We start from the raw sequence: 23,057 nt of genomic DNA, 5'->3' as shown, positions 1-23,057 counted from the left end.
CGTGATGTCTAGCCCTCTGACAAAAGAACTGCCGGGGACGGAGCGTCCGGGCCTGAAGGTCGGTGCCCGCGTGCTTTATCTGCTGCCCCTGGTGGTGTCGCTGGCGGCCGTGCTGACCGGCTGCGGCAAGGAAGAACAGGCGGGCGGCGGACACGGCGGCGGCATGCCGCCGGCCAACGTCGGCGTGGTCACGGTGGGCGCCCAGCCGGTGGCCCTGGCGACCGAGCTCCCGGGCCGCGTCGAGGCCCTGCGCACCGCCCAGGTCCGCGCCCGCGTCAACGGCGTGGTGCTCAAGCGCCTGTTCACCGAAGGCTCGGAAGTCAAGGCCGGCCAGCAGCTGTTCCTGATCGACCCGGCCCAGTACCAGGCCGCGCTGGACAGCGCCAACGCCACGCTGGCCAAGGCGCAAGCCAATGAAGCGCAGGCCGCCGCCCAGGCCGCCCGCAACAAGCCGCTGGCCGACGCCAAGGCGATCAGCCAGCAGGACTACATCAGCTCGGTCGCCGCGGCCAAGTCGGCCACCGCCGACGTCGCCGCCGCCAAGGCCGCCGTCGCGCAAGCGAAGCTGAGCGTCGATTACGCCCACGTCTACGCCCCCATCTCGGGTCGCATCGGCCGCGCGCTGGTGACCGAGGGCGCCCTGGTCGGCGCCTCCGACGCCACCCAGCTGGCGCTGATCCAGCAGGTCAGCAGCGTCTACGTGAACTTCACCCAGTCCGCCACCGAGGTGCAGAACATGCGCCGCGCCCTGGCCGCCGGCCAGCTGCGCAGCGCCGGCGCCAACGCCGCGCAGGTCGAGGTGCTGGGCGACGACGGCAAGGTCGTGCGCACCGGCAAGCTGCTGTTCACCGACCTGACCGTCGACCCCACCTCCGGCCAGGTCACCCTGCGCGCCGAGGTGCCCAACACCGACGGCCAGCTGCTGCCCGGCCAGTACGTGCGCGTGCGCGTCGCCCAGGCCGAGCTGCCTTCCGCCATCCTGCTGCCGCAGCAGGCGGTGACGCGCGGCTCGTCGGGCGACACCGTGCTGGTGGTCGGCGCCGACAACAAGCCCGCCCCGCGCCCGATCAAGATCGGCAACGCCATCGGCAACCAGTGGGTCGTCCTGGACGGCCTGAAGCCCGGCGAGAAGGTCATCGCCGACGGCTTCCAGAAGATGTTCGTGCCGGGGGCGCCGGTCAATCCGGTGCCGTTCAACCCGGCCAGCGCCGCCTCGGGCGCCGCGCCCGCCGCCTCGGCGGCGAGCCGCTGAGCGTCTGACGCTCGGGAAGGATCCAAGACATGGCACGTTTTTTCATTGATCGCCCCATCTTCGCGTGGGTGATCGCCCTGTTCATCCTGGTCTTCGGCGGGGTGGCCATCACCCAGCTGCCGGTGGCGCAGTACCCGACCGTGGCACCGCCGTCGCTGGTGATCTCGGTCGCGTACCCGGGCGCCTCGGCCAAGACCCTGGACGAGGCGGTCGTCTCCGTGATCGAGCAGGAGCTCAACGGCGCCCCCGGCCTGGCCTACATGGAATCGATCAGCCAGGCCAACGGCACCGGCTCGATCACCGTGACCTTCGAGTCCGGCACCAACATCGACCTGGCCCAGGTGGAAATCCAGAACCGCCTCTCGCGCGCCACGCCCCGCCTGCCGGCGGCCGTGACGCAGCAGGGCGTGCGCGTCGACAAGTCGCGCTCCAACTTCCTGCTGTTCGTGACGATGGCGTCCAAGGACGGCTCGATGGACCCGATCGCGCTGGGCGACTACGCCGCGCGCAACGTCGTCCCCGAGATCCAGCGGATCGCCGGCGTCGGCCAGGCGCAGCTGTTCGGCTCGGAGCGCGCGATGCGCATCTGGCTGGACCCGGCCAAGATGCAGTCGTTCAACCTCAGCCCGGCTGAAGTGAACGCCGCGGTGTCGGCCCAGAACGCGCTGGTCCCGGCCGGCGTGCTGGGCGACCGGCCCAACACCTCCAGCCAGACCATGTCGGCGACCATCGTCGTCAAGGGCCAGCTGGAGAACAAGGAGCAGTTCGAGAAGATCGTCCTGCGCGCCAACACCGACGGCTCCAAGGTCCTGCTCAAGGACGTGGCCCGCATCGAGCTGGGCGGCCAGAGCTACAGCACCTACACCCGCCTGAACGGCAAGCCGTCCACCGGCATCGGCGTGCAGCTCTCGCCCACCGGCAACGCACTGGGCACGGCGACCGCGGTCAAGGCCCGCATGGAGGAACTCAAGAAGTACTTCCCGGCCGGCGTCGACTACGTGATCCCGTACGACTCGTCCAAGTTCGTGAAGATCTCGATCTCGCAGGTGGTCGAGACCCTGATCGAGGCGGTCATCCTGGTGTTCCTGGTGATGTACCTGTTCCTGCAGGACTGGCGCTACACGCTGATCCCGACGCTGGTGGTGCCGGTGGCGCTGCTGGGCACCTTCGGGGTCATGCTGGCGCTGGGCTTCTCGATCAACGTGCTGACGCTGTTCGGCATGGTGCTGGCGATCGGCATCCTCGTGGACGACGCGATCGTCGTCGTCGAGAACGTCGAGCGCATCATGAGCGAGGAGGGCCTCAGCCCGCGTGAGGCGACCAAGAAGGCGATGGGCCAGATCTCGGGCGCCATCATCGGCATCACCACGGTGCTGATCGCGGTGTTCATCCCGATGGCCTTCTTCGCGGGCTCGGTGGGCAACATCTACCGCCAGTTCTCGCTGGCGATGGTGGCCTCCATGGCGCTGTCGGCGCTGATGGCGCTGTCGCTGACGCCGGCGCTGTGCGCCACGCTGCTCAAGCCGGTCGAGGCGGGTCACCACCACGAGAAGCGCGGCTTCTTCGGCTGGTTCAACCGCGGCTTCTCGCGCACCGCCAAGGGCTACGAGGGCTGGGTCGCCAAGCTGCTCAAGCGCAGCGGTTCGATGATGGCGGCCTTCGTCGCCGTCGTCGCGGTGGTGGGCTGGCTGTATGTCCGCATGCCCACGTCCTTCCTGCCCAACGAAGACCAGGGCTACCTGATCGTCAACGTGCAGCTGCCCCCGGGCGCGACGTCCAACCGGACCGAGGCCGCCGTCGCCGCCGTCGAGGACTTCCTGCACAAGCAGCCGGAAGTGGCCGACACCATCGGCGTGATCGGCTTCTCGTTCTCGGGCCAGGGCCAGAACGCCGCGCTGGTGTTCGTGCCGCTGAAGTCCTGGGACGAGCGCAAGGGCCAGGCGCACAGCGCGCAGGCGCTGGCGGGCCGGGTGATGGGCGCCATGATGGTGGGGGTGCGCGACGCGTTCATCTTCCCGCTGTCGCCCCCGCCCATCCCTGAACTGGGCACGGCCACCGGCTTCGCGCTGCGTCTGCAGGACCGCGGCGGCCTCGGCCACGAGGCGCTGCTGCAGGCCCGCAACCAGCTGATGGGCATGGCGCAGAAGAGCAAGATCATCACGGGCATGCGTCCGGACGGTCTGGAGGACGCGCCGCAGCTGCAGGTCGACATCGACCGCGACAAGGCGCAGGCGCTGGGCGTCGGCTACGACACCATCTCCCGCACCCTGGGCACGCAGCTGGGCTCGGCCTACGTGAACGACTTCCCGAGCGCCGGCCGCATGCAGCGTGTCGTCGTGCAGGCGGACGCGCCCAAGCGCATGACCCCCGAGGACGTGCTGGCCATCAACGTGACCAACGCGCAGGGCGCCAACGTGCCGCTGTCGGCCTTCGCGACCAGCCACTGGATCACCGGCCAGATGCAGGCCACGCGCTACAACGGCTATCCGGCGATGCGCCTGGCCGGCGACGCCGCGGCCGGTGCCTCGACGGGCCAGGCGATGAAGGAGCTCGAGTCCATGATCGCGCAGCTCCCGCCGGGCATCGGCTACGAGTGGACGGGCCTGTCGCGCGAAGAGCAGCTGTCGGGGTCGCAGGCGGGCATCCTGCTGGCGTTCTCGCTGCTGGCCGTCTTCCTGTGCCTGGCCGCGCTGTACGAGAGCTGGTCCATTCCGCTGTCGGTGATGCTGGTGGTGCCGCTGGGCCTGCTGGGCGCGCTGGCGGGCGCCACGCTGCGCGGCATGCCCAACGACGTGTACTTCAAGGTCGGCCTGATCACCATCATCGGCCTGTCGGCGAAGAACGCGATCCTGATCATCGAGTTCGCCAAGGACCTGCAGGCGCAGGGCAAGGGCCTGGTCGAGGCGGTGCTGGAGGCGGCGCACCTGCGCTTCCGTCCCATCATCATGACCTCGATGGCCTTCATCCTGGGCGTGGCGCCGCTGTTCTTCGCGACCGGCGCCGGTTCGGCCAGCCAGCGCGCGATCGGCACCGGCGTGCTGTCCGGGATGATCACCGCGACCTTGCTGGCGGTGGTGTTCGTGCCGGTGTTCTTCCTGGTGGTGCGCCGCTTCTTCAAGGGCAGCGAACGCCAGCGCAAGATGTACACGCATGAGCTGGACGGCCCGAGTCCGGCCAAGGCGATCGAAGCCGCCAAGAACGCCGACGGAGTCTGACGATGATGAAAAGAAAACTCTCTGTGATGGCCGCGGCGGCCGCGACGGTCGCGCTGCTGGCCGGTTGCGTGAACCTCGCGCCCGAGCATCAGCGCCCGGAGGCGCCGGTGTCCCCGCAGTGGCCGCAAGGCCCCGGCGCGGAAGCCGCCGACGCCCAGGTCGCCACCGAGCTGCAATGGCAGCAGTTCTTCCGTGACGACCGGCTCAAGCAGCTGATCGATCTCTCGCTGAAGAACAACCGCGACCTGCGCATCGCGCTGCTGAACGTGGACGTGGCGCGGGCGCAGGCCAACGTCACGGCCGCCAACCGCTGGCCGACGGTCAACCTGGGCCTGTCGGCCCAGCGCGGTCCGCAGACGACCAGCAACGGCGACAACAAGGTCGTCAGCGTCTATCAGGCGGGCCTGCAGGTGACCTCGTACGAGATCGACCTGTTCAGCCGCGTGAAGAACCAGAGCGCCGCGTCCTTCGCGACCTACCTCGCCACGGGCGAGGCGGCGCGCTCGGCGCAGATCAGCCTGGTGTCGGGCGTCGCGTCCGCCTATCTGGCGGTGCAGGCCGACGAGGAACTGCTGGCGCTGACGCGCCAGACGCTGGCCACGCGCGAGGACAGCCTCAAGCTGATGCAGCTGAAGTTCGACAACGGCGCCGCGTCCAACCTGGACCTGAGCACCGCCAAGTCCTCGTACGAGTCGGCGCGCGCGACGCTGGCCCAGGCCGAGCGCACGCGCCAGCAGGACCTGAACGCGCTGACCCTGCTGGTCGGCCAGCCGCTGCCGGAGTCGCTCCCCGCGGCCCGGAAGCTGGGCGACCAGACCATGGGCGCGCTGCTGGCGGGCCTGCCGTCGGAAGTGCTGGTGCGTCGTCCCGACGTGCGCCAGGCCGAACAGCAGCTGGTGTCGGCCGAGGCCAACATCGGCGTCGCCCGCGCGGCCTACTTCCCGAGCATCACGCTGACCAGCAGCGTGGGCACGGCGAGCAGCGCGCTGCGCGATCTGTTCAGCCAGAGCGCGTGGAGCATCGCGGGCTCGGCGCTGATGCCGATCTTCGACGCGGGCCGCGTGAGCAACAACGTCGCGGCGGCGAAGGCGAATCGCGAGATCGCGGTGGCGCAGTACGAGAAGGTCGTGCAGACGGCCTTCAAGGAAGTCGCCGACGCGCTGGCCGGTCGCGCCACGCTGGACGAGCAGCTCCGCGCCCAGGACGCGCAGGCCGCGGCCGAGGCGACGCGACTGCAGCTGGTGGACCTGAGCTACCGCAACGGCGCCGCGTCCACGCTGGACCTGCTGGACGCGCAGCGTTCCAGCTTCGCGGCCCAGCAGGCCGCGTTGCAGGTGCGCCTGGCGCAGCTGCAGAACCAGGTGCAGCTCTACAAGGTGCTGGGCGGCGGACAGGACGCCTCGCGTCAACCCTCCTGATCGACGGCTCGATCCGTCGACGCTTCACGGCGCCGGTTCGCGACAGCGGCCGGCGCCGTTGTCATTTGGGCGTCCGCGGCCCCCCTCGCCGAACAGCCTGCGTTGACCAGCCCGCATCGGCCAGGACGCCATGCGCCGAGGCGGCACGGGCGGGCGGGATTCGCGAGGGGGCGGATCAGTGCCTCGGGTCGCCGGGCTGGTGCGGCGGCCGAGCGGGAGGCTGTCCGATTTTTCGGGATCCTTTGACTTGCCGCAGGGACGACCGCGATCGCTGCTGACGAACGGGCAGGGCCTGCGCATCATCGGCGCCCCTTCCCGGATGCATCGCGCAGAGGTCCCCACCATGTACCACCCCTATCTCCATGGCAAACAGAAGGAGGTGCTGGCGCTGCGGCACCTCGCGCCCCTGCTCGGCACGGAAGCCGTCGTGCAGCCGGTGATCGAGCCGATGCGGCAGGCGGCGACCTCGCTGCGCCACACGTTGGAGGCCTGCGAGGCGCATCGGCTCCAGGTCTGGCTGGTGATCAACCCGATGCGGCAGGACTTCGAGCCGCTGCGACCGGCGCAGGCGATGGAATGGGGGCGCCACTTCTACGGCTCGCTGCCGGCGCGTCAATGGATCCATCCGGTGCTGATGCTGGGGCCGGCGCTGACGCCGGACGCGGTGCGGCGTTTCGCCCATGTCTTCGGCACGCGGCCGGTGGGGCTGGTCGTCGGCCATGACGCGCCGCCGCTGCACGACGTGATGGCGCTGCTGGGCGGCGTGGATGTCCGGCGGGTCTTCTTCCGCGACGCGGAGCCCGCGCCCCAGGCACGCGCGGCGGCCGGACCGGCCGGCTGCGTCTGGGTCGAGGACCGCCGGCTGCCCGAGGCCGCCGACCTGCGCCAGCGCGACCGCCATCCGTTCTCCGACCGGCATCTGCGTTACCGCGCCGAGGGGTTCGCGGGTTTCTCGGATTACACGACCCTGCCGTCACGCCCGGACGCGCCCGATCCGACGCCGCGGGCGGAGTGCTTCCGCATGAGCTTCATCCATCACGACAAGCTGGCCGGCGACTCGATCTGGACCGAGCACTTCACCGGCCCGCGCGGCGCCGAGGACCTCGGCGCCGGCGGCCGATTCCGGCAGGCGCTGCAGGGCTTCCGCGAATCGCTGGACCGGCCCGACGCCTCCTTCGGTCCGACCGAGGCGGTGCGGCGCTACCTCGGCAGCATGATCACGACGACGCCGCCCTCGCGCGCGCTGAGCAAGCAGTGGGAGGTGATGCATCACCTCGAGCTGGTCAGCGGCCTGCTGACGGGCCGCTTCGCCGGCGCCTTTCCCGCGCGGGTGCCGGAGGACCTGCTCGGGCGTACGGCGTCGCCGCCGCCCGGGCTGTCGGTCAGTGAGGCGCCGCGCCCGGCGCTGGGGTCGTCGCGCTCAGGCGGACGGGAATCCCGCTGAGGATCGAGGTACCGGAGACCGGATCGCGGGCTTCCTCGTCCAGCAGCCGGTTCATGTTGACGCCCGGGTGCTGCGCGGCCACGCCGAGCCGGCTGCCGGCGAGGTCGTGGCCCCAGCCGTGCGGCAGGCTGACCACGCCGGGACGCATGTCGGCGCTGATGCTGATCTGCGCGATCAGGCTGCCGCGCGCGTTGCTGAGCCGCGCGGGCTCGCCGTCGGCGACACCGGCGCGCGCCGCATCGTCGGGATGCACGAGCAGCGTGCAGCGCTCGCGGCCCTTGGCCAGCACCGGCAGGTTGTGCATCCAGCTGTTGTTGCTGCGGGTCTCGCGGCGGCCGATCAGCAGCAGCTCGTCGCCCGGGGGCAGGCGCAGCGCGGCCTCGGCGTGCGCGAGGTCCGCCAGCAGCGGCGGCGGCGCGAGCTCGATGCGGCCCGAGGCCGTGCGCAGCAGCTCGGGCACGCGGGGCCGGAGCTCTCCCAGATCGATGCCGTGCGGCGCCGCCTGGACCTTCTTCAGCGAGAGACCGTCCGGCCGCGCGCCGAAGCCATCGCCGTAGGGGCCGGCGCGCAGGCCCAGGTCCAGCCAGCGTGCGGGCCCCTCGTCGCCATCGAGCATCGCGAAGAGCACCTCGGCGCGATCGCCGGCCTGGCGCTTGAGCTCGGCCATCAGCGCGGCGTCGTCGATCGGCTGCAGGTCGGCGTCGTGCGGCAGGCCGTTGAGGATGGCGGCCAGCCGCAGCAGCGTGCGCCACTCGGGATGCGGCGCCGGGGAGACGGTCCGCTCGTCGCCGATGCGCTCGTCGGGATCGCGCGGATCGACGGGATCTCCGTGTTCATCGTGCTTCCCGGCGATCGAGGATCCGGTCGGAATGACCGCGCCGGACCATCGCGCGTGATTCCGCCAAGACAGCTGCGCGAACACCATGTCGTAGTGCCAGTCCTCGAGCGGGGAGGGCGGCGGCAGGATCAGGTCGGCGTGGCGGCTGGTCTCGTTGATGTACGGGTCCAGGCTGAGCATGAAGTCCAGCGAGTCCAGCGCGCGTGCCAGGCGCTCGCCGTTGGGCGACGACAGCACGGGGTTGCAGGCGATCGTGATCAGGGCCTGGACCTGGCCCTCGCCGGGCGTCTCGATCTCCTCGGCGAGGCAGCTGATGGGGAGCTCGCCCATGACCTCGGGCGCGCGGCTGACGCGGCTGTGGCGCCGCCCGGTGCTCACGCCCTTGCCCTGGCCGGGACGGCCCAGCGTGTTGGCCGCGAAGGCCGCCGCCTTCGGGAACATCAGCCCGCCCTCGACATCGAAATGGCCGGTGAGGATGTTCAGCGCGTCGATCAACCAGCTGTTGATCGAGCCGAAGCGCTGCGTGCAGGTGCCGATGCGGCCGTAGAGCACCGCCCGCTCGGTGGTCGCGAACTCGCGCGCCAGGCGGCGCTGCGCGTCGGCCGGGATGCCGCAATGCGCGGCGCAGCGCTCCGGCGGGAAGTCCGCCGCGGCGGCGCGCAGCGCGTCGAGGCCGTCGACGTGGTCGGCCAGCTTGCCGAGCTTCACGAGGTCCTCGTCGAACAGCGTGTGCAGCAGCCCCAGCAGCAGGAAGACGTCGCCGCCGGGACGGATGGCGAGGTGCTCGTCGGCGGCCTGCGCGGTCTCGCTGCGTCGCGGGTCGATGACGACGATGCGGCCGCCGCGCGCGCGCAGGGCCTTGGCCTTGCCGCGGTAGTCGGGGCTGGTCCACATGCTGCCGTTGCTCACCATCGGATTGGCGCCCAGCACGATCAGGAGGTCGGTGCGCGGCAGGTCCGGCACCGGCACGCTGAGCCAGTGCCCGTACATCAGGCCGCAGGCCAGCTGCTTGGGCATCTGGTCCAGCGTCGACGCGGAGAACAGGTTGCGGGTGCCGAGCGCGCGCGCCAGATGCGGGAAGTAGCTGAACAGGCCGATCTTGTGCGAGGCCGGATTGCCGATGGTCAGCGCGACCGCGTCGTTGCCGTGGCGCTCGCGCAGCGCGGGCAGGCGCGCGGCGACCTCGGCGAAGGCGTCCTCCCAGCTGATCGGATCGAAGCCGCTGCGATCGGCGCGTCGCTTCATCGGCTGGCGCAGGCGGTCGGGGTCCTCGTGCAGGTCCTTGAGGGCGACGCCCTTGGGGCAGAGGTAGCCGCCGCTGAAGGGGTCGCGGGCCTCGCCGCGGATGGAGACGATGGCGCGGCCTTGCGGGGTCTCGCGGGTGCGGATCTCCAGGCCGCAGCAGGCCTCGCAGAGCGGGCAGATGCGGAAGTGCGATTGCTCGCCGGTGTCGCTGCGGTCGGCTGTGGCGTCGGTGGCCATGGCGGTCTCCCCCTCTCGTCGGTCCCGGGGTGCCGGGAATGCCGGCGATTGTGGGAGGACGATCCAGGGGCCGTGGTCATGTAGGCGACAGGGGAGGCTCTGGTGTGCCACGGCCCTCACCCCAGCCCTCTCCCGCGCAGCGGGAGAGGGGGCACCATCGCTCGGGCATTCGGGCACTCGGGCACTCGGGCACTCGGGCACGCGGGCACGCGGGCGCTCGGGCGCTTGCGGCGCTTGCGGCGCTTGCGGCGCGGGCCAGCGCGCGTCTCGAGCGACTCGAGCGACTCGAGCGTCGGCGCGTTACATCTGCCGGAACAGGTGGGTGTAGCTCTCCGCGACGATGAGTGCGTCGTCGCTCTCCTTGAGCTTGACCTGCATGCGGCCGCGGAAGTCGCGCGACACGCCGGCCACGGCCGCGGCGTTCACCAGGGTCGAGCGGTGGATCTGCCAGAACTGCTGCGGGTCGAGCTCGTCCACCAGTTCCTTGAGCGGCTTGCGGATCAGCGCCTCGCCCTGGCGCGTGGCGACGCGGGTGTACTTGTTGTCCGACTGGAAGTACAGCACCTCGTCGACCGTGATCAGCTTCAGCGACTGCCCCACCGACGCGTTGATCCAGCGCAGGAACTGCCGTGGCGCCGCGCTCGAGCCGTGCGCGCCCAGCTGGCTCAGCACGGCGCCCAGGTCGACCGGCGGTCCCGCCAGACGCTGCTTGACGCGGTTGATCGCGGTGAACAGGCGCGCCGGCTCCAAGGGCTTGAGCAGGTAGTCGACCGCCCCCTCGTCGAAGGCCGACACCGCGTACTGGTCGTAGGCGGTGACGAAGACCACGTGGCTGCGGCCGCGGACCTGACGCGCGACCTCCAGCCCGGTCGCGCCGGGCATCTGGATGTCGAGGAAGAGCACGTCGGGCTCGCACTCGTGCAGCAGCCGCAGCGCCTGCACGCCGTCGGCGGCCTCGCCGACCACGCTCAGCTCGGGCCAGAGCTGGGACAGGCGCTCGATCAGCTCGTGACGCAGCGTCGCCTCGTCCTCGGCGACGACCGCGGTCGGGGCGGCGGGATTCGGACTCATGCGGGCAACTCCAGGGTGAATTCGGTGTCGTCGGCATTGCTGCGGCAATGCAGGCGCGCGACGCCCTCGACAGGGCTGGCGCGCTCCAGGCGCTCCAGCCGCTCGCCGAGCGCGCGCAGGGCGCCATCCTCGCCGATCAGGCCGCCCCGGTCGAAGGCCAGGCGCAGACGCAGGCCGCCGCCGGCGGTCTCGCTGGCGCTCAGGCGCGCCTGCGTCGGCAGCCGGGTCGCGTCGCGCAGCATCAGCTGGGCCAGCGGCAGCAGCAGCATCGGCGGCACCGGCCGCGAGGACAGCCAGGCCGGCCAGTCGGTCGACAGGGTCAGCGCGCGCCGCTGCCGGCCCGCCACCACGGCCAGGTAGCTGTCCAGCAGCGCGCCCTCCGATTCCAGCGTCACGCCGCTCTCGCGCAAGCGCGGCAGGGCCACGCGCAGGTGGCGGATCAGCCGCTCCATCTGCTCGGCGGCCTCGTGCTCGCCGTGCTCGTAGGCGCGCTCGATGTCGACCAGGGTGTCGAAGAGGAACTGCGGCTCCACCTGCGCCTGCAGGGTGGCCAGGCGCGCCGCGGCGGCGTCCCGCTGCATGGCGCTCTGCTCGCGCAGCAGGCCCTCCAGCCGGGCCCGGGTGCGGCGCCGGCGCAGGACCGCCTCGTACCAGGCCACCGACAGGCTGGCGGTGACGCAGATGGACAGGCATTCGCCGATGAAGTTGAGCCAGTGCACAGGCTCATAGGGCATCTCGCCCTTGCGCTCGCGGGCGAGGTCGCCGATGGACGGCAGGTGCAGCAGCGGCATCAGCCAGTCGTAGAGCAGTTTGGCCGCGACGGCGCCCAGCAGCACCGCCGCGGCCAGGCGCGCGACGCGCCAGGGGCTGTCGACCGCGCTGCGGTTGGCCGGCAGCCAGGCCATCAGGATCACGAGCGCCACCAGCAGCGGCGTGAGCAGCTGATTCGCCAGCGCCGCCGGCCAGCGCGGGTTGTCGATCACGTAGGCGATCGACGTGACGTCCACCAGGCCGTAGAACACGCCCATCAGCAGGAACCAGGTCAGCTCCTCGCGACGCAGCGAGCCCCACGAGCGCCAGGCATGGGCGGGCAGGGCGGACCAGCGGACGACGGGGGGCATCGGCGCCGCGCTCATGTGGCGGCCCGGGCGTCGACCGGCACGGCGCGGCCGACCGGGCGGCGCGCGTCCCGCAGCGGCACCCGCACCCGCGCGACCACGCCGCGCGGCGCGGCGGCCTCGAGCTCCAGCCACGCGTCGCGCCCGAACATCGCGCTCAGCCGCGCCCGCGTGTTGGCCAGGCCGACCCCGCTCCCGCCGCTGGCGGCGAAGCCCTGGCCGGTGTCGCGCACCTCCAGGGTCAGTCCCTCGCCGCCGGGCTCGCGATGGGCGCTGATGTCGATGCGGCCGCCCTCGGGCAGCGGCGACAGGCCGTGCTTGATGGCGTTCTCCACCAGCGTCGGCAGCACCATGGGCGGCAGTGGCGTCGCGAAGAGCGCCGCGTCGGCCACGATGTCGAAGCGCAGCCGGTCGCCCATGCGCATCTGCAGGATGGTCAGGTAGCTGCGCGCGAGCTCCAGCTCCTGCCCCAGCGTCGACATGCCCTGGCGCATGCTGGGCAGCGCGGCGCGCAGGTAGGCGATCAGGCTGGCGAGCATGTCCCGGCCGCGTTCGGGCGCCGTCTCGTAGAGACGCTTGACGTTGGCCAGCGTGTTGAACAGGAAGTGGGGCTCGATCTGCGCGTTGAGCGCGGAGAACTGCGCCTCCATCTGCTGCGCCTGCAGGCGGTCGTGCTGGCGGGCCAGTTCCACCAGGTGCGCCTGGGCGCGGCGCTCCTCGCGCAGGGTCTGCAGCAGCGCGCTGAAGAGGCAACCCAGCAGCAGCCACAGCAGCGTGGTCGACAGCAGCCAGGCCCAATGCAGCGGCGCCTGCGGATCGCCCATGTTGGCGACCTTGAATCGCAGCAGCGTGCCGACCGCGGCCCCGACCGCGATGGCGGCGCCGCGCACCACCACCGGCGCCCGCGGCGAACGCACCAGCCAGGCCTCGGCCAAGGCCAGCATGGCCAGCACGCTCAGCGCGGTCAGGAAGGTCTGGCGGGTGAAGGTGGCCCACTCCAGGATCCAGTCGAACAGGCCGTCGGTCTGCGTCATCCAGGTGAGCGAGCGCGCCCCCGCCATCGCCAGGCAGAAGTAGAAGGCCGCGGCGATCATGCGCAGGTTGAAGAGCTGCAGGGCGGCCTCGCGCGCGGGGCGGACCGGCGCCTTCGGGGCGAGCGCGGGGGACGAGGACTCATCGGACATGGGCGGCATTCTGTCCGCCTGCCGACCGGGTCGCCACCGCCCATGCGACGAAGCCGCCCAGGGCGGGACGAGTCCGGGCCTCGGGGGACCGAGGGTCCGGGGGCGCGTCGTCCCGCCCATCGCCCGCCCGTCGCCGGGACGCCACCGCGCGGGCGGAGCGGGGCGGCATACTCGCCGGCCATGAAGATCCATCTCGGTGGCGGCGCTCGCCTGTTCGTGGACGTGGAAGGGCCGGGCCTCGTGCCGGACGGCGCGACCATGCGGGAAAAACCCACGCTGATCTGCATGCACGGCGGGCCGGGCTTCGACCACTCGGCCTACAAGCCGGCCTTCAGCCGGCTCGCGGACCTGGCGCAGATCGTCTACTACGACCATCGCGGACACGGCCGCAGCGATCCGCGGCCGTCGTCCGAATGGACCCTGGACATGTGGGCCGACGACATCGTGCGCCTGTGCGACGCGCTGGGCATCGAGAAGCCCATCGTGCTGGGCCAGTCCTTCGGCGGCTTCGTCGCGCAGCGCTACATCGCGCGGCATCCTGGCCATGCGTCCAAGGTGATCCTGTCCAGCACCTCGCACCACATGGGCCTGGAGCGCAAGCTCGCCGCCTTCGAGCGCCGCGGCGGTCCCGAGGCCCGCCGGCTGGCGGAGGACTTCTGGGCCCGCCCGTCCCGGGCGACCTTCGATGCCTACTGGTCCGGCGTGCGCCACCTCTACAACACGAAGCCGGCGGCCGATCCGGAAGCGGGTTCGCGCACCCTGGTGAACCTGGACATCCTGCTGCACTTCGTGGCGGGCGAGAAGCAGGACCTGGGCCTGCTGCGCGGCCTGGAGAAGGCGCAATGCCCGGTGCTGGTGATGGTGGGCGAGGACGACCCGGTGTGCCCGCTCGAGGACGCGCTGGACATCCATGCGGCGCTGCCGGAGCCATGGCGTCAGCTGGCGCGCTTCCCCGGCGTGGGCCATGGCGCCTGGCGCGACGATCCGGAAGCGGCGTTCGCGGTGCTGCGGCGCTTCATCGCCGAGTGACCGCGGGGGGCGGGGCGGGCGCCGGCCGGCCCCTTCGCCCGAGGCGGCGCGGCGGGTGCCGCGTCAGAGCGCGGCCAGCGCCTTGAGGTCGCGCTCGGCCAGCGTGGCGTCGCCGAGGTTGAGCTCGATGACGCGGCGCAGGTGGGTGATGCTCTCGATGTCGATGCCCAGGCACAGCAGACCGGCGCGGTCACCGTTCACATGGGCCAGCTGGGCGGCCATCGTGATGCGGCCCTCATGCGGGGCCAGCGGCAGATCCAGCAGGCACAGCGCGCCGGGCTCGATGGCCGCCCCCTCGGGCAGCAGCAGCAGGGCGCCCTTGAGCGACAGGTCCAGCACCTGCACCGGCAGGCGCTGCTCGACCGAGACGAGCTGGGCCGGACCCGCGAACGCGATCCGCGAGAAATGACGGCGTTCGGAGTCGGTGGTGCTCATGGGCGTGGGCTCGCGGCGGTCGGCGTGGAGGGAGCTCGCGGGTCCGACACCAGATCGGGCGCCGCGGCGCGGTGGGCTCGGATCAGAGCTCGGCGTAGATCGTGCTCTTCTCGATGGCCTGATGCAAACGCGAGGGGGCCAGCGGTTCCAGCCCCATGGTCTCCAGCAGGTACCAGGCGGCGCGCAGCAGCGCGGACGTGGCCTGGCGCAGCTCGGTCGCCTCGGGCGATTCCTGGCGCGACAGCATGGCTTGCAGCTGGCGCGACTGGTTGTGGCCGGGAACGTCCGGCACGGGCTGGCTGACGTGGTGCTGGGCGAGGCGGGCCAGCAGTTGCTGGACCTCGGCGCCGTGCTCCGGCGACTGGATCAGGCGGGCGAGGTCGCCGAGCAGGCGTTCGCCCGCGGCGGCCAGCAACTGCGCCGAATGGTCGGCGCCGCCGGCCAGGTACAGCGCGGACGCCATGTCCAGATACTCCAGCGCTCGGGCCAGACGGGGCAGGTCACTGCTCACTGCATGTCCTCCTTGACGCACTCTTGTCACGACTGCTGTTTGCATGCATCGCCGCTCCTTGTTGGTCTTCGGGGATCCCTCTGTCTCGGCGTTCGCGCAGTGTATAGGCGCGACCTGTCGATCCGCCATGCCGTCCGTCACTCGGCGGCGTAGCATTCGTCTGTTCGGAGAGCGGGCACCCCGATTGCCTGACGGGCTGAACCCGACGCCATTCCGACTAACCCGGAGATCCGCATGAACCGCCAAGTGCCCCTGACCGAGATGACTGAATCGACCGACCTGCAAGACCTGGACGGCCAGCCGCTGCTGGCGCGCCGCGACGCGTTGAGCCGCCTGGGCCGATACACGGCCGCGGGCCTGGTGCTGCCGGCGGGGCTGGGCGCGCTGCCGGCGCTGGCGGCGGAGAACGAGGACGACACCTACGACCAGGACTCCGTGCTGAAGGCCGCGACCGACTTCTTCGGCGAGACCACCGAGGGCCTGGCCAAGGTGATCGAGAAGGCCTTCAAGGAGCAGGGCCGCCCGAACGCCTACATCAAGGGCCAGGAGGCCGGCGGCGCGGTGACCGTGGGCCTGCGCTACGGCGAGGGCGACCTGCTGATGAAGCACGGCGGCGCCGCCAAGGTCTACTGGGCCGGTCCGTCGATCGGGTTCGACATCGGCGGCAACGCGTCCAAGGTGTTCACGCTGGTCTACAAGCTGCCCAAGCCGAGCGCCATCTATCGACGCTTCCCCGGCGTGGACGGCAGCCTGTACTACATCGGCGGCGCCGGCATCAACTACCAGCGCGCCAACGGCATCACCCTGGCGCCGATCCGCCTGGGCGTGGGCCTGCGCGCCGGGGCCAGCGTGGGCTATATCCACTATCGCCGCGAGAAGACGATCAACCCGTTCTGATCGGGCGATCCGGTCGATCCGGACCCCCGACGGTGTCCGGCGAGCGGGGCTCGTCGGACGAGGGCGAGGCGGAGGGGGCGCGGCGGGAGGCCGCGCTCAACCGGTGCGCAGCGGGGCGCCTTCGCGCTGGCTGCGCGCCAGCGCGTGTTCCGCGCGGCCGAGCAGGCCGCTGCCGGTGTCGCCCGGACCGCGCCAGGCGGTCAGGCCCATGCTGAGCGGACCGGCGATCGGTTGCTGCTGCATCCACACGGCGCGGAAGCGCTCGCAGACCTTGCGGCCGGTGGGCAGGTCCACGTCATGCAGCAGCATGAGCATGGCCTCGCCCTGACCCAGCGCCAGCACGTCCTGCGCGCGGCACTGCTGGCGCAGCATGTGCGGCAGCGCGCCGGCCGGCGCGCGCGCGGCGGCCAGCGCCACCAGGCACCAGGCCATGTCGGGGGAGTTCTGCTGCTGGCGCTCGACCAGCCGCGCGAGCAACTGGTCGCGCGAGGCCAGCGGCGACGAGGCGCCGGCGGCCATGGCCAGCGCGTGGAAACGCTTGTGATGCGACAGCGCGGCGGCGAGATCGCCCTGCGCCTCGGCCGCGGCGCTGAGGGCTTCCTGCAGCGGGGCCTGGTCGTCGCCATGGGTCTTGCGCAGCTCGTCCAGGCGAGCCCGGGCCGCGTCGATCTGGCCGTCCACGATCAGACGGCGGGCATCGGCGCAGCCTTGTTCCAGATCGCCCAGGGTTCCGGGGCTGGCACGCAAGACCTTGTCAAGGTTCATGGCGGAAAAGGATAGCGTCCGAGATCCGGACATCCCATGCGGGCTTACCAGTGGGAAAACCGATGAACGGCGGGGCGAGCCGGATGCGCGGCAACGCCTGCGCGGCAAGTGCGCGCTCACGGAGCCTGAGGGCCGATGACGCCGTGATGGCGGGCCCGTGATGACGGGATGACGGATTCGAGGGACCCGTCCGGCGGCGCGAGGAGGTCAGGACTAGGATGGTCCGTTCCCGGGTGTTCGTCGCCGGCCGGGGCCGGCGTTGCAGGAGGCGTGGCGCATGAATCCCTCGACCGATTCCCAGTCGTCCCAGAGTTCGTCGTCCTCGGCGACGCCCGCGCGGGTGGGCGTGGAGAGCCTCCCCGCGCAGGACATCAGCGCCGAGGTGCTGCTGGAGAAATACGCCAAGGGGGGCGAGCGCAGCCTGGAGGAGGTGCGGGCGCGGGTGGCGCGGGCGCTGGCGGCGGCGGAGTCGCCGGAGCAGCGCGCGCACTGGGAGGCGCGCTTCCTGGACGCGCAGCGGCGCGGCTTCGTGCCGGCGGGTCGGATCGCGTCGGCCGCGGGGACGAGCTTGTCGGCCACGCTGATCAACTGCTTCGTGCAGCCGGTGGGCGACGCGATCGCGGAAGAGGAGGACGGCCATCCCGGCATCTACACCGCGCTGACGGAGGCGGCCGAGACCATGCGGCGCGGCGGCGGCGTGGGCTACGACTTCTCGCGGATCCGGCCCCAGGGCGCGTACGTGAAGTCGACGCAATCGAGCGCGTCGGGCCCGGTGAGCTACATGCGCGTCTTCGACCGCAGCTGCGAGACGGTGGAGTCCGCGGGCTCCAGGCGGGGCGCGCAGATGGGCGTGCTGCGCTGCGACCACCCGGACATCGAGGCTTTCATCCACGCCAAGGACCAGGGGGATCTGCGCAACTTCAACATCTCGATCGGCGTGACGGACGGGTTCATGCAGGCGGTGGAGGCGGACGCCGATTTCGAGCTGGTGCACAAGGCGATGCCAGGCGAGAAACAACGCGCGGCCGGTGCCGTGCAGCGGGCGGACGGGCTGTGGATCTACCGGCGCATGCGCGCGCGCAAGCTGTGGGACCTGGTGATGCGCTCCACCTACGACCACGCCGAGCCGGGCGTGCTCTTCCTCGACCGCATCAACGCCGACAACAACCTCCATTACTGCGAGACGATCAGCGCGACGAATCCGTGCGTCACGGCGGACACGTGGGTGCTGACGGCCGACGGGCCGCGGCAGGTGAGCGATCTGATCGGCATGCCGTTCCTGGCCATCGTGGATGGCAAGGCCTATCGCACGGAGTCCGCCGGTTTCTTCTCGACGGGCATCAAGCCCGTGCTGGCGCTGAAGACGAAGGAGGGCCATGCGCTGCGGCTGACGGCAGACCATCCGGTCCGGCGAGTCCTCAAACGTACTCGCTACGTCACCGAGACCGCTTGGGTCGCCGCCGGCGCATTGCAGCCCGGGGACGAGGTGGTGCTGCAGGACCATCGGTCCTTCGAAGGATGGTCGGGGCCATTCACGGCGGCCGAGGGCTATCTGATCGGCGCGCTGCTCGGCGATGGTCATATCAAGCAGGAGAAGGCGCTTCTCACGGTGTGGGCGCCTGAGTTGAAGCTGGCCGCCAATGGCGAGGTTCCCGCCCACTCGGCGGAGGGGATCGCGGCGGCGATCTCCGAGGCGATCGCCACCCTGCCACATCGCGCGGATTTCCGTGGATGGCAGAAGCCAATCGCTCGCCAGGGTTCCATGCGCATGGCTTCGGCTCCGCTGCGCGACCTGGCGTTGCGTCTGGGCCTTCGGTCCGGGGTTGGCGGCAAGGGCGTCACTCCGGCCATCGAATCGGCATCGTCCGAGTTCCAGAGCGCCTTCCTGCGAGGGCTGTTCGATGCGGATGGCTCCGTGCAGGGCACGCAGGACAAAGGCGTGAGCGTGCGCCTGACGCAGGTCGACCTCAGCGTGCTGCAAGCCGTCCAGCGGATGCTGCTGCGCTTCGGCATCGTTGCCACGATCTATGCGGACCGGCGGGGCGCGGGTGTCCGCCCCCTGCCTGACGGGCGAGGTGGCATGCGGGAGTATCCGCACCAGGCACTCCACGACCTCGTTATCGCCCGCGACAACCTGCAGGTCTTCGCCGATCGCATCGGCTTCGCCGACACCGCGAAGGCACGGCGTCTCGCGGATCGACTGGCTGCCCAGAAGCGCGCGCCCAATCGCGAGCGCTTCGTGGCGACCGTCGCCTCGGTCGAGGCCGACGGCGTCGAGCCGGTCTACGACGTGACCGTCGAGCAGGTGCATGCCTTCGACGCGAATGGCCTCATGGTCCACAACTGCGCCGAGCAACCCCTGCCGCCCTACGGGTGCTGCTGCCTCGGTTCGGTCAATCTGGCGAGCTTCGTGGAGGACGCGTTCGGCGCGAAGGCGACGTTCGACGAGTCAGGCTTCATCGACGTCTGCAAGGTCGCCACGCGCATGCTGGACAACGTGCTCGACGTGACGCCATGGCCCTTGCCGCAGCAGGCGCTCGAGGCCTCCAACAAGCGGCGCGTCGGGCTCGGCTTCACCGGGCTGGGCGACGCGCTCGTCATGCTGGGGCTGCGCTACGACGGCGAGCCCGCTCGCGCGATGGCGCGGCGCATCAGCGAGCTCATGCGCGACGCCGCCTACGAGGCCTCGGCGGATCTCGCGGTCGAGCGCGGCGCGTTCCCGCTCTTCAACGCGGACCTGTATCTCTCCGGCGGCAACTTCGCCTCGCGCCTCCCGCCGTGGCTCAAGGACAAGATCCGCGCGCAGGGGCTGCGCAACTCGCATCTGCTGTCGATCGCGCCGACCGGCACCATCTCGCTGGCCTTCGCCGACAACGCGAGCAACGGCATCGAGCCCGCCTTCTCCTGGAGCTACACCCGCAAGAAGCGCATGCCCGACAACAGCTTCAAGGAGTACGCGGTCGAGGACCACGCGTGGCGGCTGTATCGGCATCTGTTCGGCGCCGACGCACCATTGACCGAGGCCTTCGTGACCGCGCTCGAGCTGCGCGCGGCCGACCACGAGGCCATGGTCGCGGCGGTCGCGCCCTATGTCGACACCTCGATCTCCAAGACCGTCAACGTGCCGGCCGACTATCCCTATGCCGACTTCCAGGACCTGTACGCCTGGGCCTGGAAGAGCGGGCTGAAGGGGCTCGCGACCTACCGGCCCAACAGCGTGCTCGGCGCGGTGCTGAGCGTCGAGCCGGTCGCCCGGCCGGAGCCGCTCAAGCCCGACACCGGGCCCAACCAGCGGCTGCGCGTGGAGCGCGTGCCCAAGCCGGTGCTGGCCTCGCTGCGCTGGCCCAGCCGGCCCGAGCTGCCCGGCGGCAATCCGGCCTGGTCGACCATGATCCGGCACCCGCATGGGGACTTCGCGCTCTTCGTCGGGGAGCTGCCGGCCGAGGGGCCGGAAGCCGGGCTCTTCGGCCGCACCTTGCCCTTCGAGGTCTGGGTCAACGGCGCCGAGCAGCCCCGCGGTCTGGGCGCGATGGCCAAGACGCTGTCGATGGACCTGCGCGCCAACGACGCGGCCTGGCTGAGGCTCAAGCTGGACGCGCTGGCGACGGTGGCCGAGGAACGGTCCTTCGAAATGCCCATGCCGCCGCAGGGCGAGCCGCGCCTGTTCCCGGGCGTGGTCGCGGCGACGGCGGCGGTGATCCGCTGGCGCTGCGAGCAGCTCGGCGCGCTGCAGGAAGGCGGGCCCACGCCGGTGCTGGACGCGATGTTCTCGCGCGAGGAGCCGCGCACCGGCACCGCCGGCACCCTGGCCTGGGCGGTGGACGTCGACAACCCCGCGACCGGCGAGCTGTTCACGCTGACGCTCAAGGAGGTGAGCCTGCCCACGCCGGACGGTGGCAGCGTCACGCGGCCGTGCGCGATGGGGTTCTCGGGCAACTACCCGCGCGCCTTCGACGGTCTGGCGCGCCTGCTGTCGCTGGACATGCGGGTGCTGGACCCGGGCTGGATCGGCATGAAGCTGCGCAAGCTGCTCAACGTCGGCGAGCCGCTGGGCCACTTCATGGCGCCGGTGCCGACGCTCTCCGGCGAGCGCCGCCAACAGGTGTGGCCGTCCACGGTGGCCTACGTCGCGCGGCTGGTGATCCACCGCTACGCGATGCTGGGCGTGCTCGACGAACAGGGCTTTCCGCTGGTCGACATGGGCCTGCTGCAACAGGCGCCGGCGGCGAAGGTCCGCACCGCGGCCCCGCCGACCGGGGTCCCGGCCATGGCCGGCAAGCGCTGCCCGGAATGCGGGAACTCCACGCTGATCCATCGGGATGGCTGCGAGTTCTGCACGGCGTGCGGGTTCGTGGGGCAGTGCGGGTGACGTGTGCAGGACACCAATTGCCGCAATTCTGAACGCATTTAACGCAAGCTTTTGTCGCAAAAGGCGCTAGAAAACTGACCGCTCCTCTCGCGCCGATACGAGTGACATCTATTTCCGCCGTGCCGCGTCGTGGTTCCCGGGAACCGCAAGCAATCCGAGGTCGTCCGCCAGTAGGCCTGCTCTTCGGGTGTCGCCGCGCTACCCCTCTCACTGTCTGCAGATTCAAGCTGTCATGCCCAGTCACGCCCTTCGTACTGCCATCCGAGATGAAATCAAACTCGCTGGTCCTGGCGTCCCAGATGCCCGTGGGCAACGTGGATGGTCAGCCGTCGAAATGCCGGCAAGGCATTGGATTCAAGCGCGACGCACTGAGTTGGGTGCCAACGGGGAGTACGAGACCCGCCAATGGCTCACGCGTGACTTCATCGAAGCGCTGCGTTTTGGCCGCGGAGACGGCGTCGTCCGTTTCTCGCTATTCGTCGGCGTTTTCACCCCCAAGGCCACTCCTGGCTACTTGTTTGGTGAGGTCGTCGAGGTGCTGCGATTCACCGGTGTCGAGGTCTTCGTCGTGCGGTTCGGCAGCGGGGTTTCCGTGACTGTCGGGTGTCAAGACAACTCGGTTGAGGTCTCTCAGCTCAAGGGGCTCGAGTCTCTCTATCGGGCGGAGGCCTGGCGAGCCGCCGATTGACGGAGGCGGGTCATGAGCGCTGAGGAGCGTCCCACCCTTTTCTTGAATTTGGATGGAGTGGCCCATCGGGCAGAGATGGCGTATCTGCTGCCAATGGGCATCTCCGGCCCGGGTGTCCCCAAGCCCTTCGAATGGGTCGGTGCTCTTCAGCCGGTGGTCGAAGAGCTGAATGCAGACGTGGTTCTCCGCACCTCTGCAACGATGGTTCTGGGTTTTGAGAAGGTCAAGGCGATAGCGCCCGATTGGCTGAAAGCGCGAATCGTGGGCGCGACAGGGGACACCATCGTCTGGCTCACCCTCTACGAGTCGCGGAAGCTGAACTCAAGCTGCGGTGTCGTTCGCAACTACGTCAAGACGCACTGCCTGCGATGGTGGGCCGCGCTGGATGATGACGACGAGGGCTGGCAGTACGACAAGGTCATGCGCGCGCCTGGTGAAGTGCGACCCGGCAATGGGTCTGTCCGACCCTAGCGTGGTTAAACGGTTGAGGCAGGTGCTGGAGGCGACGTGGAATGAAGTCGACGGTTGACGGCGGAGCGATAGTCAAGGCGCCAGCCTCGCCGCTGCTGTTCTTGGATTTGGATGACGTCCTCGCACTCAACACCCATTACAACGGGCGCGACGCGGCGCGGGCAGTCAATCAGCCTGCGAAGGTGCCGGCGGACTTTCACGAACGTCTGTTTGCGCGGCATGCTGTCGCAGCGTTGAACCAGCTGATGTCCGAGTTCCGGCCTCGCGTGGTGCTTGCGACGTCGTGGCTTCGCCTCGTCGAGAGAAACGGCTTCCTGTCCTTGTTCGAGCTTGGTGGCGTCCGCATCGGGGCCGCCGACCTTCATCCGGTCTGGGGCACGCCAGAGTTGTACGGCCTTGGCCGCGGGGCGTCGATACAGCGTTGGTTCGCCAAGCACAGTCGTGGCGAGAGCTTCCTCATCCTCGACGATGAGTGTTCAGGAGCCACGCTAGTGGAGACGCAGTGGATGCGGCAGGGTCACGTGTTGCTATGCAGGGAAGGCGTGGGTTTTCACGACGGCTTGTTGGAAGCGGCGCGTGCTGCCATCCGAACGCCGTTTGGTCCACGCAGCGTATGGAACCCGCTGTCCAGGCCGCGATGAACCATGCGCAGTGAAGCACAGCTGGAGACCGCTGATGGCAACACAGGATGACCCAACTGAGCCGGCCGGACAGCAGCCTGGAGTTGGATTCACGCCTGACGCCCGGCAGCGCAGCCTCATCGAAGCTGCGGAGCGGCTGAACCGCGACTCCGTTGAAGCTGGCCACTTTGTGCCTGAGAAGCTTCAGCGGCGCATGCAGGCCGAAGCCGAAGTGGGCTTAACCGAGGTT

The 23,057-nt window shown here is 70.4% G+C and carries 18 protein-coding genes; 11 read left to right on the top strand and 7 right to left on the bottom strand.

Features of this window, described 5'->3' with window-relative positions; genetic code table 11:
• Positions 1 to 4 precede the first annotated feature (4 nt).
• The 4 genes from MCHT01_RS23770 to MCHT01_RS23755 all read left to right on the top strand — a co-directional run bounded on the left by MCHT01_RS23770 (position 5) and on the right by MCHT01_RS23755 (position 7,329).
• Complete coding sequence (locus MCHT01_RS23770) at positions 5 to 1,252, top strand: efflux RND transporter periplasmic adaptor subunit (RefSeq protein WP_084453312.1); 1,248 nt, start codon at positions 5 to 7, stop codon at positions 1,250 to 1,252.
• 29 nt (positions 1,253 to 1,281) lie between these two features.
• On the top strand, positions 1,282 to 4,467 hold the full coding sequence (locus tag MCHT01_RS23765) for an efflux RND transporter permease subunit (RefSeq protein WP_067069723.1): 3,186 nt from the start codon (positions 1,282 to 1,284) through the stop codon (positions 4,465 to 4,467).
• Positions 4,468 to 4,469: 2 nt separating this feature from the next.
• Positions 4,470 to 5,885 (top strand): efflux transporter outer membrane subunit, encoded by a 1,416-nt coding sequence (locus MCHT01_RS23760; RefSeq protein WP_067069720.1) that lies wholly within the window; start codon positions 4,470 to 4,472, stop codon positions 5,883 to 5,885.
• A 343-nt stretch (positions 5,886 to 6,228) separates the two neighbouring features.
• Complete coding sequence (locus MCHT01_RS23755) at positions 6,229 to 7,329, top strand: sce7725 family protein (protein WP_169806199.1); 1,101 nt, start codon at positions 6,229 to 6,231, stop codon at positions 7,327 to 7,329.
• Here MCHT01_RS23755 and MCHT01_RS23750 read toward each other — a convergent pair.
• The 4 genes from MCHT01_RS23750 to MCHT01_RS23735 form a co-directional block, all read right to left on the bottom strand.
• The gene (locus MCHT01_RS23750) at positions 7,268 to 9,649 is read right to left on the bottom strand and encodes a molybdopterin-dependent oxidoreductase (RefSeq protein WP_067069714.1); all 2,382 of its coding nucleotides are present in this window, start codon (positions 9,647 to 9,649) and stop codon (positions 7,268 to 7,270) included. The two genes, MCHT01_RS23755 and MCHT01_RS23750, sit on opposite strands and share 62 nt — an antisense overlap.
• A gap of 300 nt (positions 9,650 to 9,949) precedes the next feature.
• On the bottom strand, positions 9,950 to 10,720 hold the full coding sequence (locus MCHT01_RS23745; protein ID WP_067069711.1) for a LytR/AlgR family response regulator transcription factor: 771 nt from the start codon (positions 10,718 to 10,720) through the stop codon (positions 9,950 to 9,952).
• On the bottom strand, positions 10,717 to 11,841 hold the full coding sequence (locus MCHT01_RS23740; RefSeq protein ID WP_067069708.1) for a histidine kinase: 1,125 nt from the start codon (positions 11,839 to 11,841) through the stop codon (positions 10,717 to 10,719). Before MCHT01_RS23740 ends, MCHT01_RS23745 begins: the two co-directional genes overlap by 4 nt.
• A gap of 11 nt (positions 11,842 to 11,852) precedes the next feature.
• The gene (locus MCHT01_RS23735; protein ID WP_067069705.1) at positions 11,853 to 13,022 is read right to left on the bottom strand and encodes a sensor histidine kinase; all 1,170 of its coding nucleotides are present in this window, start codon (positions 13,020 to 13,022) and stop codon (positions 11,853 to 11,855) included.
• Between the two features lie 180 nt (positions 13,023 to 13,202).
• On the opposite strand from MCHT01_RS23735, the gene MCHT01_RS23730 reads away from it, so the two are divergent.
• On the top strand, positions 13,203 to 14,051 hold the full coding sequence (locus tag MCHT01_RS23730; protein WP_067069703.1) for an alpha/beta fold hydrolase: 849 nt from the start codon (positions 13,203 to 13,205) through the stop codon (positions 14,049 to 14,051).
• Positions 14,052 to 14,114: 63 nt separating this feature from the next.
• Here MCHT01_RS23730 and MCHT01_RS23725 read toward each other — a convergent pair whose 3' ends face one another.
• Positions 14,115 to 14,486 (bottom strand): PilZ domain-containing protein, encoded by a 372-nt coding sequence (locus MCHT01_RS23725; protein WP_067069700.1) that lies wholly within the window; start codon positions 14,484 to 14,486, stop codon positions 14,115 to 14,117.
• 82 nt (positions 14,487 to 14,568) lie between these two features.
• On the bottom strand, positions 14,569 to 14,997 hold the full coding sequence (locus MCHT01_RS23720; RefSeq protein ID WP_148661692.1) for a hypothetical protein: 429 nt from the start codon (positions 14,995 to 14,997) through the stop codon (positions 14,569 to 14,571).
• Positions 14,998 to 15,231: 234 nt separating this feature from the next.
• Here MCHT01_RS23720 and MCHT01_RS23715 point away from each other — a divergent pair, with 234 nt between their 5' ends.
• Complete coding sequence (locus MCHT01_RS23715) at positions 15,232 to 15,894, top strand: DUF1134 domain-containing protein (RefSeq protein ID WP_084453289.1); 663 nt, start codon at positions 15,232 to 15,234, stop codon at positions 15,892 to 15,894.
• A 96-nt stretch (positions 15,895 to 15,990) separates the two neighbouring features.
• Here MCHT01_RS23715 and MCHT01_RS23710 read toward each other — a convergent pair whose 3' ends face one another.
• Positions 15,991 to 16,659 (bottom strand): GGDEF domain-containing protein, encoded by a 669-nt coding sequence (locus MCHT01_RS23710; protein WP_067069696.1) that lies wholly within the window; start codon positions 16,657 to 16,659, stop codon positions 15,991 to 15,993.
• A gap of 277 nt (positions 16,660 to 16,936) precedes the next feature.
• Between MCHT01_RS23710 and MCHT01_RS23705 the strand changes: the two genes are divergently transcribed.
• The 5 genes from MCHT01_RS23705 to MCHT01_RS27195 form a co-directional block, all read left to right on the top strand.
• Positions 16,937 to 21,028, top strand: coding sequence for a ribonucleotide reductase barrel domain-containing protein (locus MCHT01_RS23705; RefSeq protein WP_084453288.1), 4,092 nt, complete (start codon positions 16,937 to 16,939; stop codon positions 21,026 to 21,028).
• Between the two features lie 232 nt (positions 21,029 to 21,260).
• The gene (locus tag MCHT01_RS23700; RefSeq protein ID WP_148661691.1) at positions 21,261 to 21,716 is read left to right on the top strand and encodes a hypothetical protein; all 456 of its coding nucleotides are present in this window, start codon (positions 21,261 to 21,263) and stop codon (positions 21,714 to 21,716) included.
• A gap of 12 nt (positions 21,717 to 21,728) precedes the next feature.
• Positions 21,729 to 22,187 (top strand): HAD domain-containing protein, encoded by a 459-nt coding sequence (locus tag MCHT01_RS23695; RefSeq protein ID WP_067069692.1) that lies wholly within the window; start codon positions 21,729 to 21,731, stop codon positions 22,185 to 22,187.
• A 41-nt stretch (positions 22,188 to 22,228) separates the two neighbouring features.
• Entirely contained in the window at positions 22,229 to 22,828 is a 600-nt protein-coding gene (locus tag MCHT01_RS23690) for an HAD domain-containing protein (protein WP_067069688.1), read from the top strand.
• Positions 22,829 to 22,862: 34 nt separating this feature from the next.
• Positions 22,863 to 23,057: hypothetical protein (locus tag MCHT01_RS27195; RefSeq protein WP_218017940.1), on the top strand; the 195-nt coding region annotated here is incomplete at its 3' end.

The organism is Mitsuaria chitosanitabida ATCC BAA-476 = NBRC 102408 (genome assembly GCF_001598255.1).
Classification (GTDB): Bacteria; Pseudomonadota; Gammaproteobacteria; order Burkholderiales; family Burkholderiaceae_C; genus Roseateles; species Roseateles chitosanitabidus.
The sequence above is the reverse complement of the archived record's forward strand: the minus strand, read 5'-3'. Positions and strand labels throughout refer to the sequence as shown.

Bases quoted from the DNA above. Each gene is read 5' to 3' on its own strand.
- MCHT01_RS23770 (WP_084453312.1), top strand. From the start codon at position 5: ATGTCTAGCCCTCTGACAAAAGAACTGCCGGGGACGGAGCGTCCGGGC.
- MCHT01_RS23765 (WP_067069723.1), top strand. From the start codon at position 1,282: ATGGCACGTTTTTTCATTGATCGCCCCATCTTCGCGTGGGTGATCGCC.
- MCHT01_RS23760 (WP_067069720.1), top strand. From the start codon at position 4,470: ATGATGAAAAGAAAACTCTCTGTGATGGCCGCGGCGGCCGCGACGGTC.
- MCHT01_RS23755 (WP_169806199.1), top strand. From the start codon at position 6,229: ATGTACCACCCCTATCTCCATGGCAAACAGAAGGAGGTGCTGGCGCTG.
- MCHT01_RS23750 (WP_067069714.1), bottom strand. From the start codon at position 9,649: ATGGCCACCGACGCCACAGCCGACCGCAGCGACACCGGCGAGCAATCG.
- MCHT01_RS23745 (WP_067069711.1), bottom strand. From the start codon at position 10,720: ATGAGTCCGAATCCCGCCGCCCCGACCGCGGTCGTCGCCGAGGACGAG.
- MCHT01_RS23740 (WP_067069708.1), bottom strand. From the start codon at position 11,841: ATGCCCCCCGTCGTCCGCTGGTCCGCCCTGCCCGCCCATGCCTGGCGC.
- MCHT01_RS23735 (WP_067069705.1), bottom strand. From the start codon at position 13,022: ATGTCCGATGAGTCCTCGTCCCCCGCGCTCGCCCCGAAGGCGCCGGTC.
- MCHT01_RS23730 (WP_067069703.1), top strand. From the start codon at position 13,203: ATGAAGATCCATCTCGGTGGCGGCGCTCGCCTGTTCGTGGACGTGGAA.
- MCHT01_RS23725 (WP_067069700.1), bottom strand. From the start codon at position 14,486: ATGAGCACCACCGACTCCGAACGCCGTCATTTCTCGCGGATCGCGTTC.
- MCHT01_RS23715 (WP_084453289.1), top strand. From the start codon at position 15,232: ATGAACCGCCAAGTGCCCCTGACCGAGATGACTGAATCGACCGACCTG.
- MCHT01_RS23710 (WP_067069696.1), bottom strand. From the start codon at position 16,659: ATGAACCTTGACAAGGTCTTGCGTGCCAGCCCCGGAACCCTGGGCGAT.
- MCHT01_RS23705 (WP_084453288.1), top strand. From the start codon at position 16,937: ATGAATCCCTCGACCGATTCCCAGTCGTCCCAGAGTTCGTCGTCCTCG.
- MCHT01_RS23700 (WP_148661691.1), top strand. From the start codon at position 21,261: ATGCCCAGTCACGCCCTTCGTACTGCCATCCGAGATGAAATCAAACTC.
- MCHT01_RS23695 (WP_067069692.1), top strand. From the start codon at position 21,729: ATGAGCGCTGAGGAGCGTCCCACCCTTTTCTTGAATTTGGATGGAGTG.
- MCHT01_RS23690 (WP_067069688.1), top strand. From the start codon at position 22,229: ATGAAGTCGACGGTTGACGGCGGAGCGATAGTCAAGGCGCCAGCCTCG.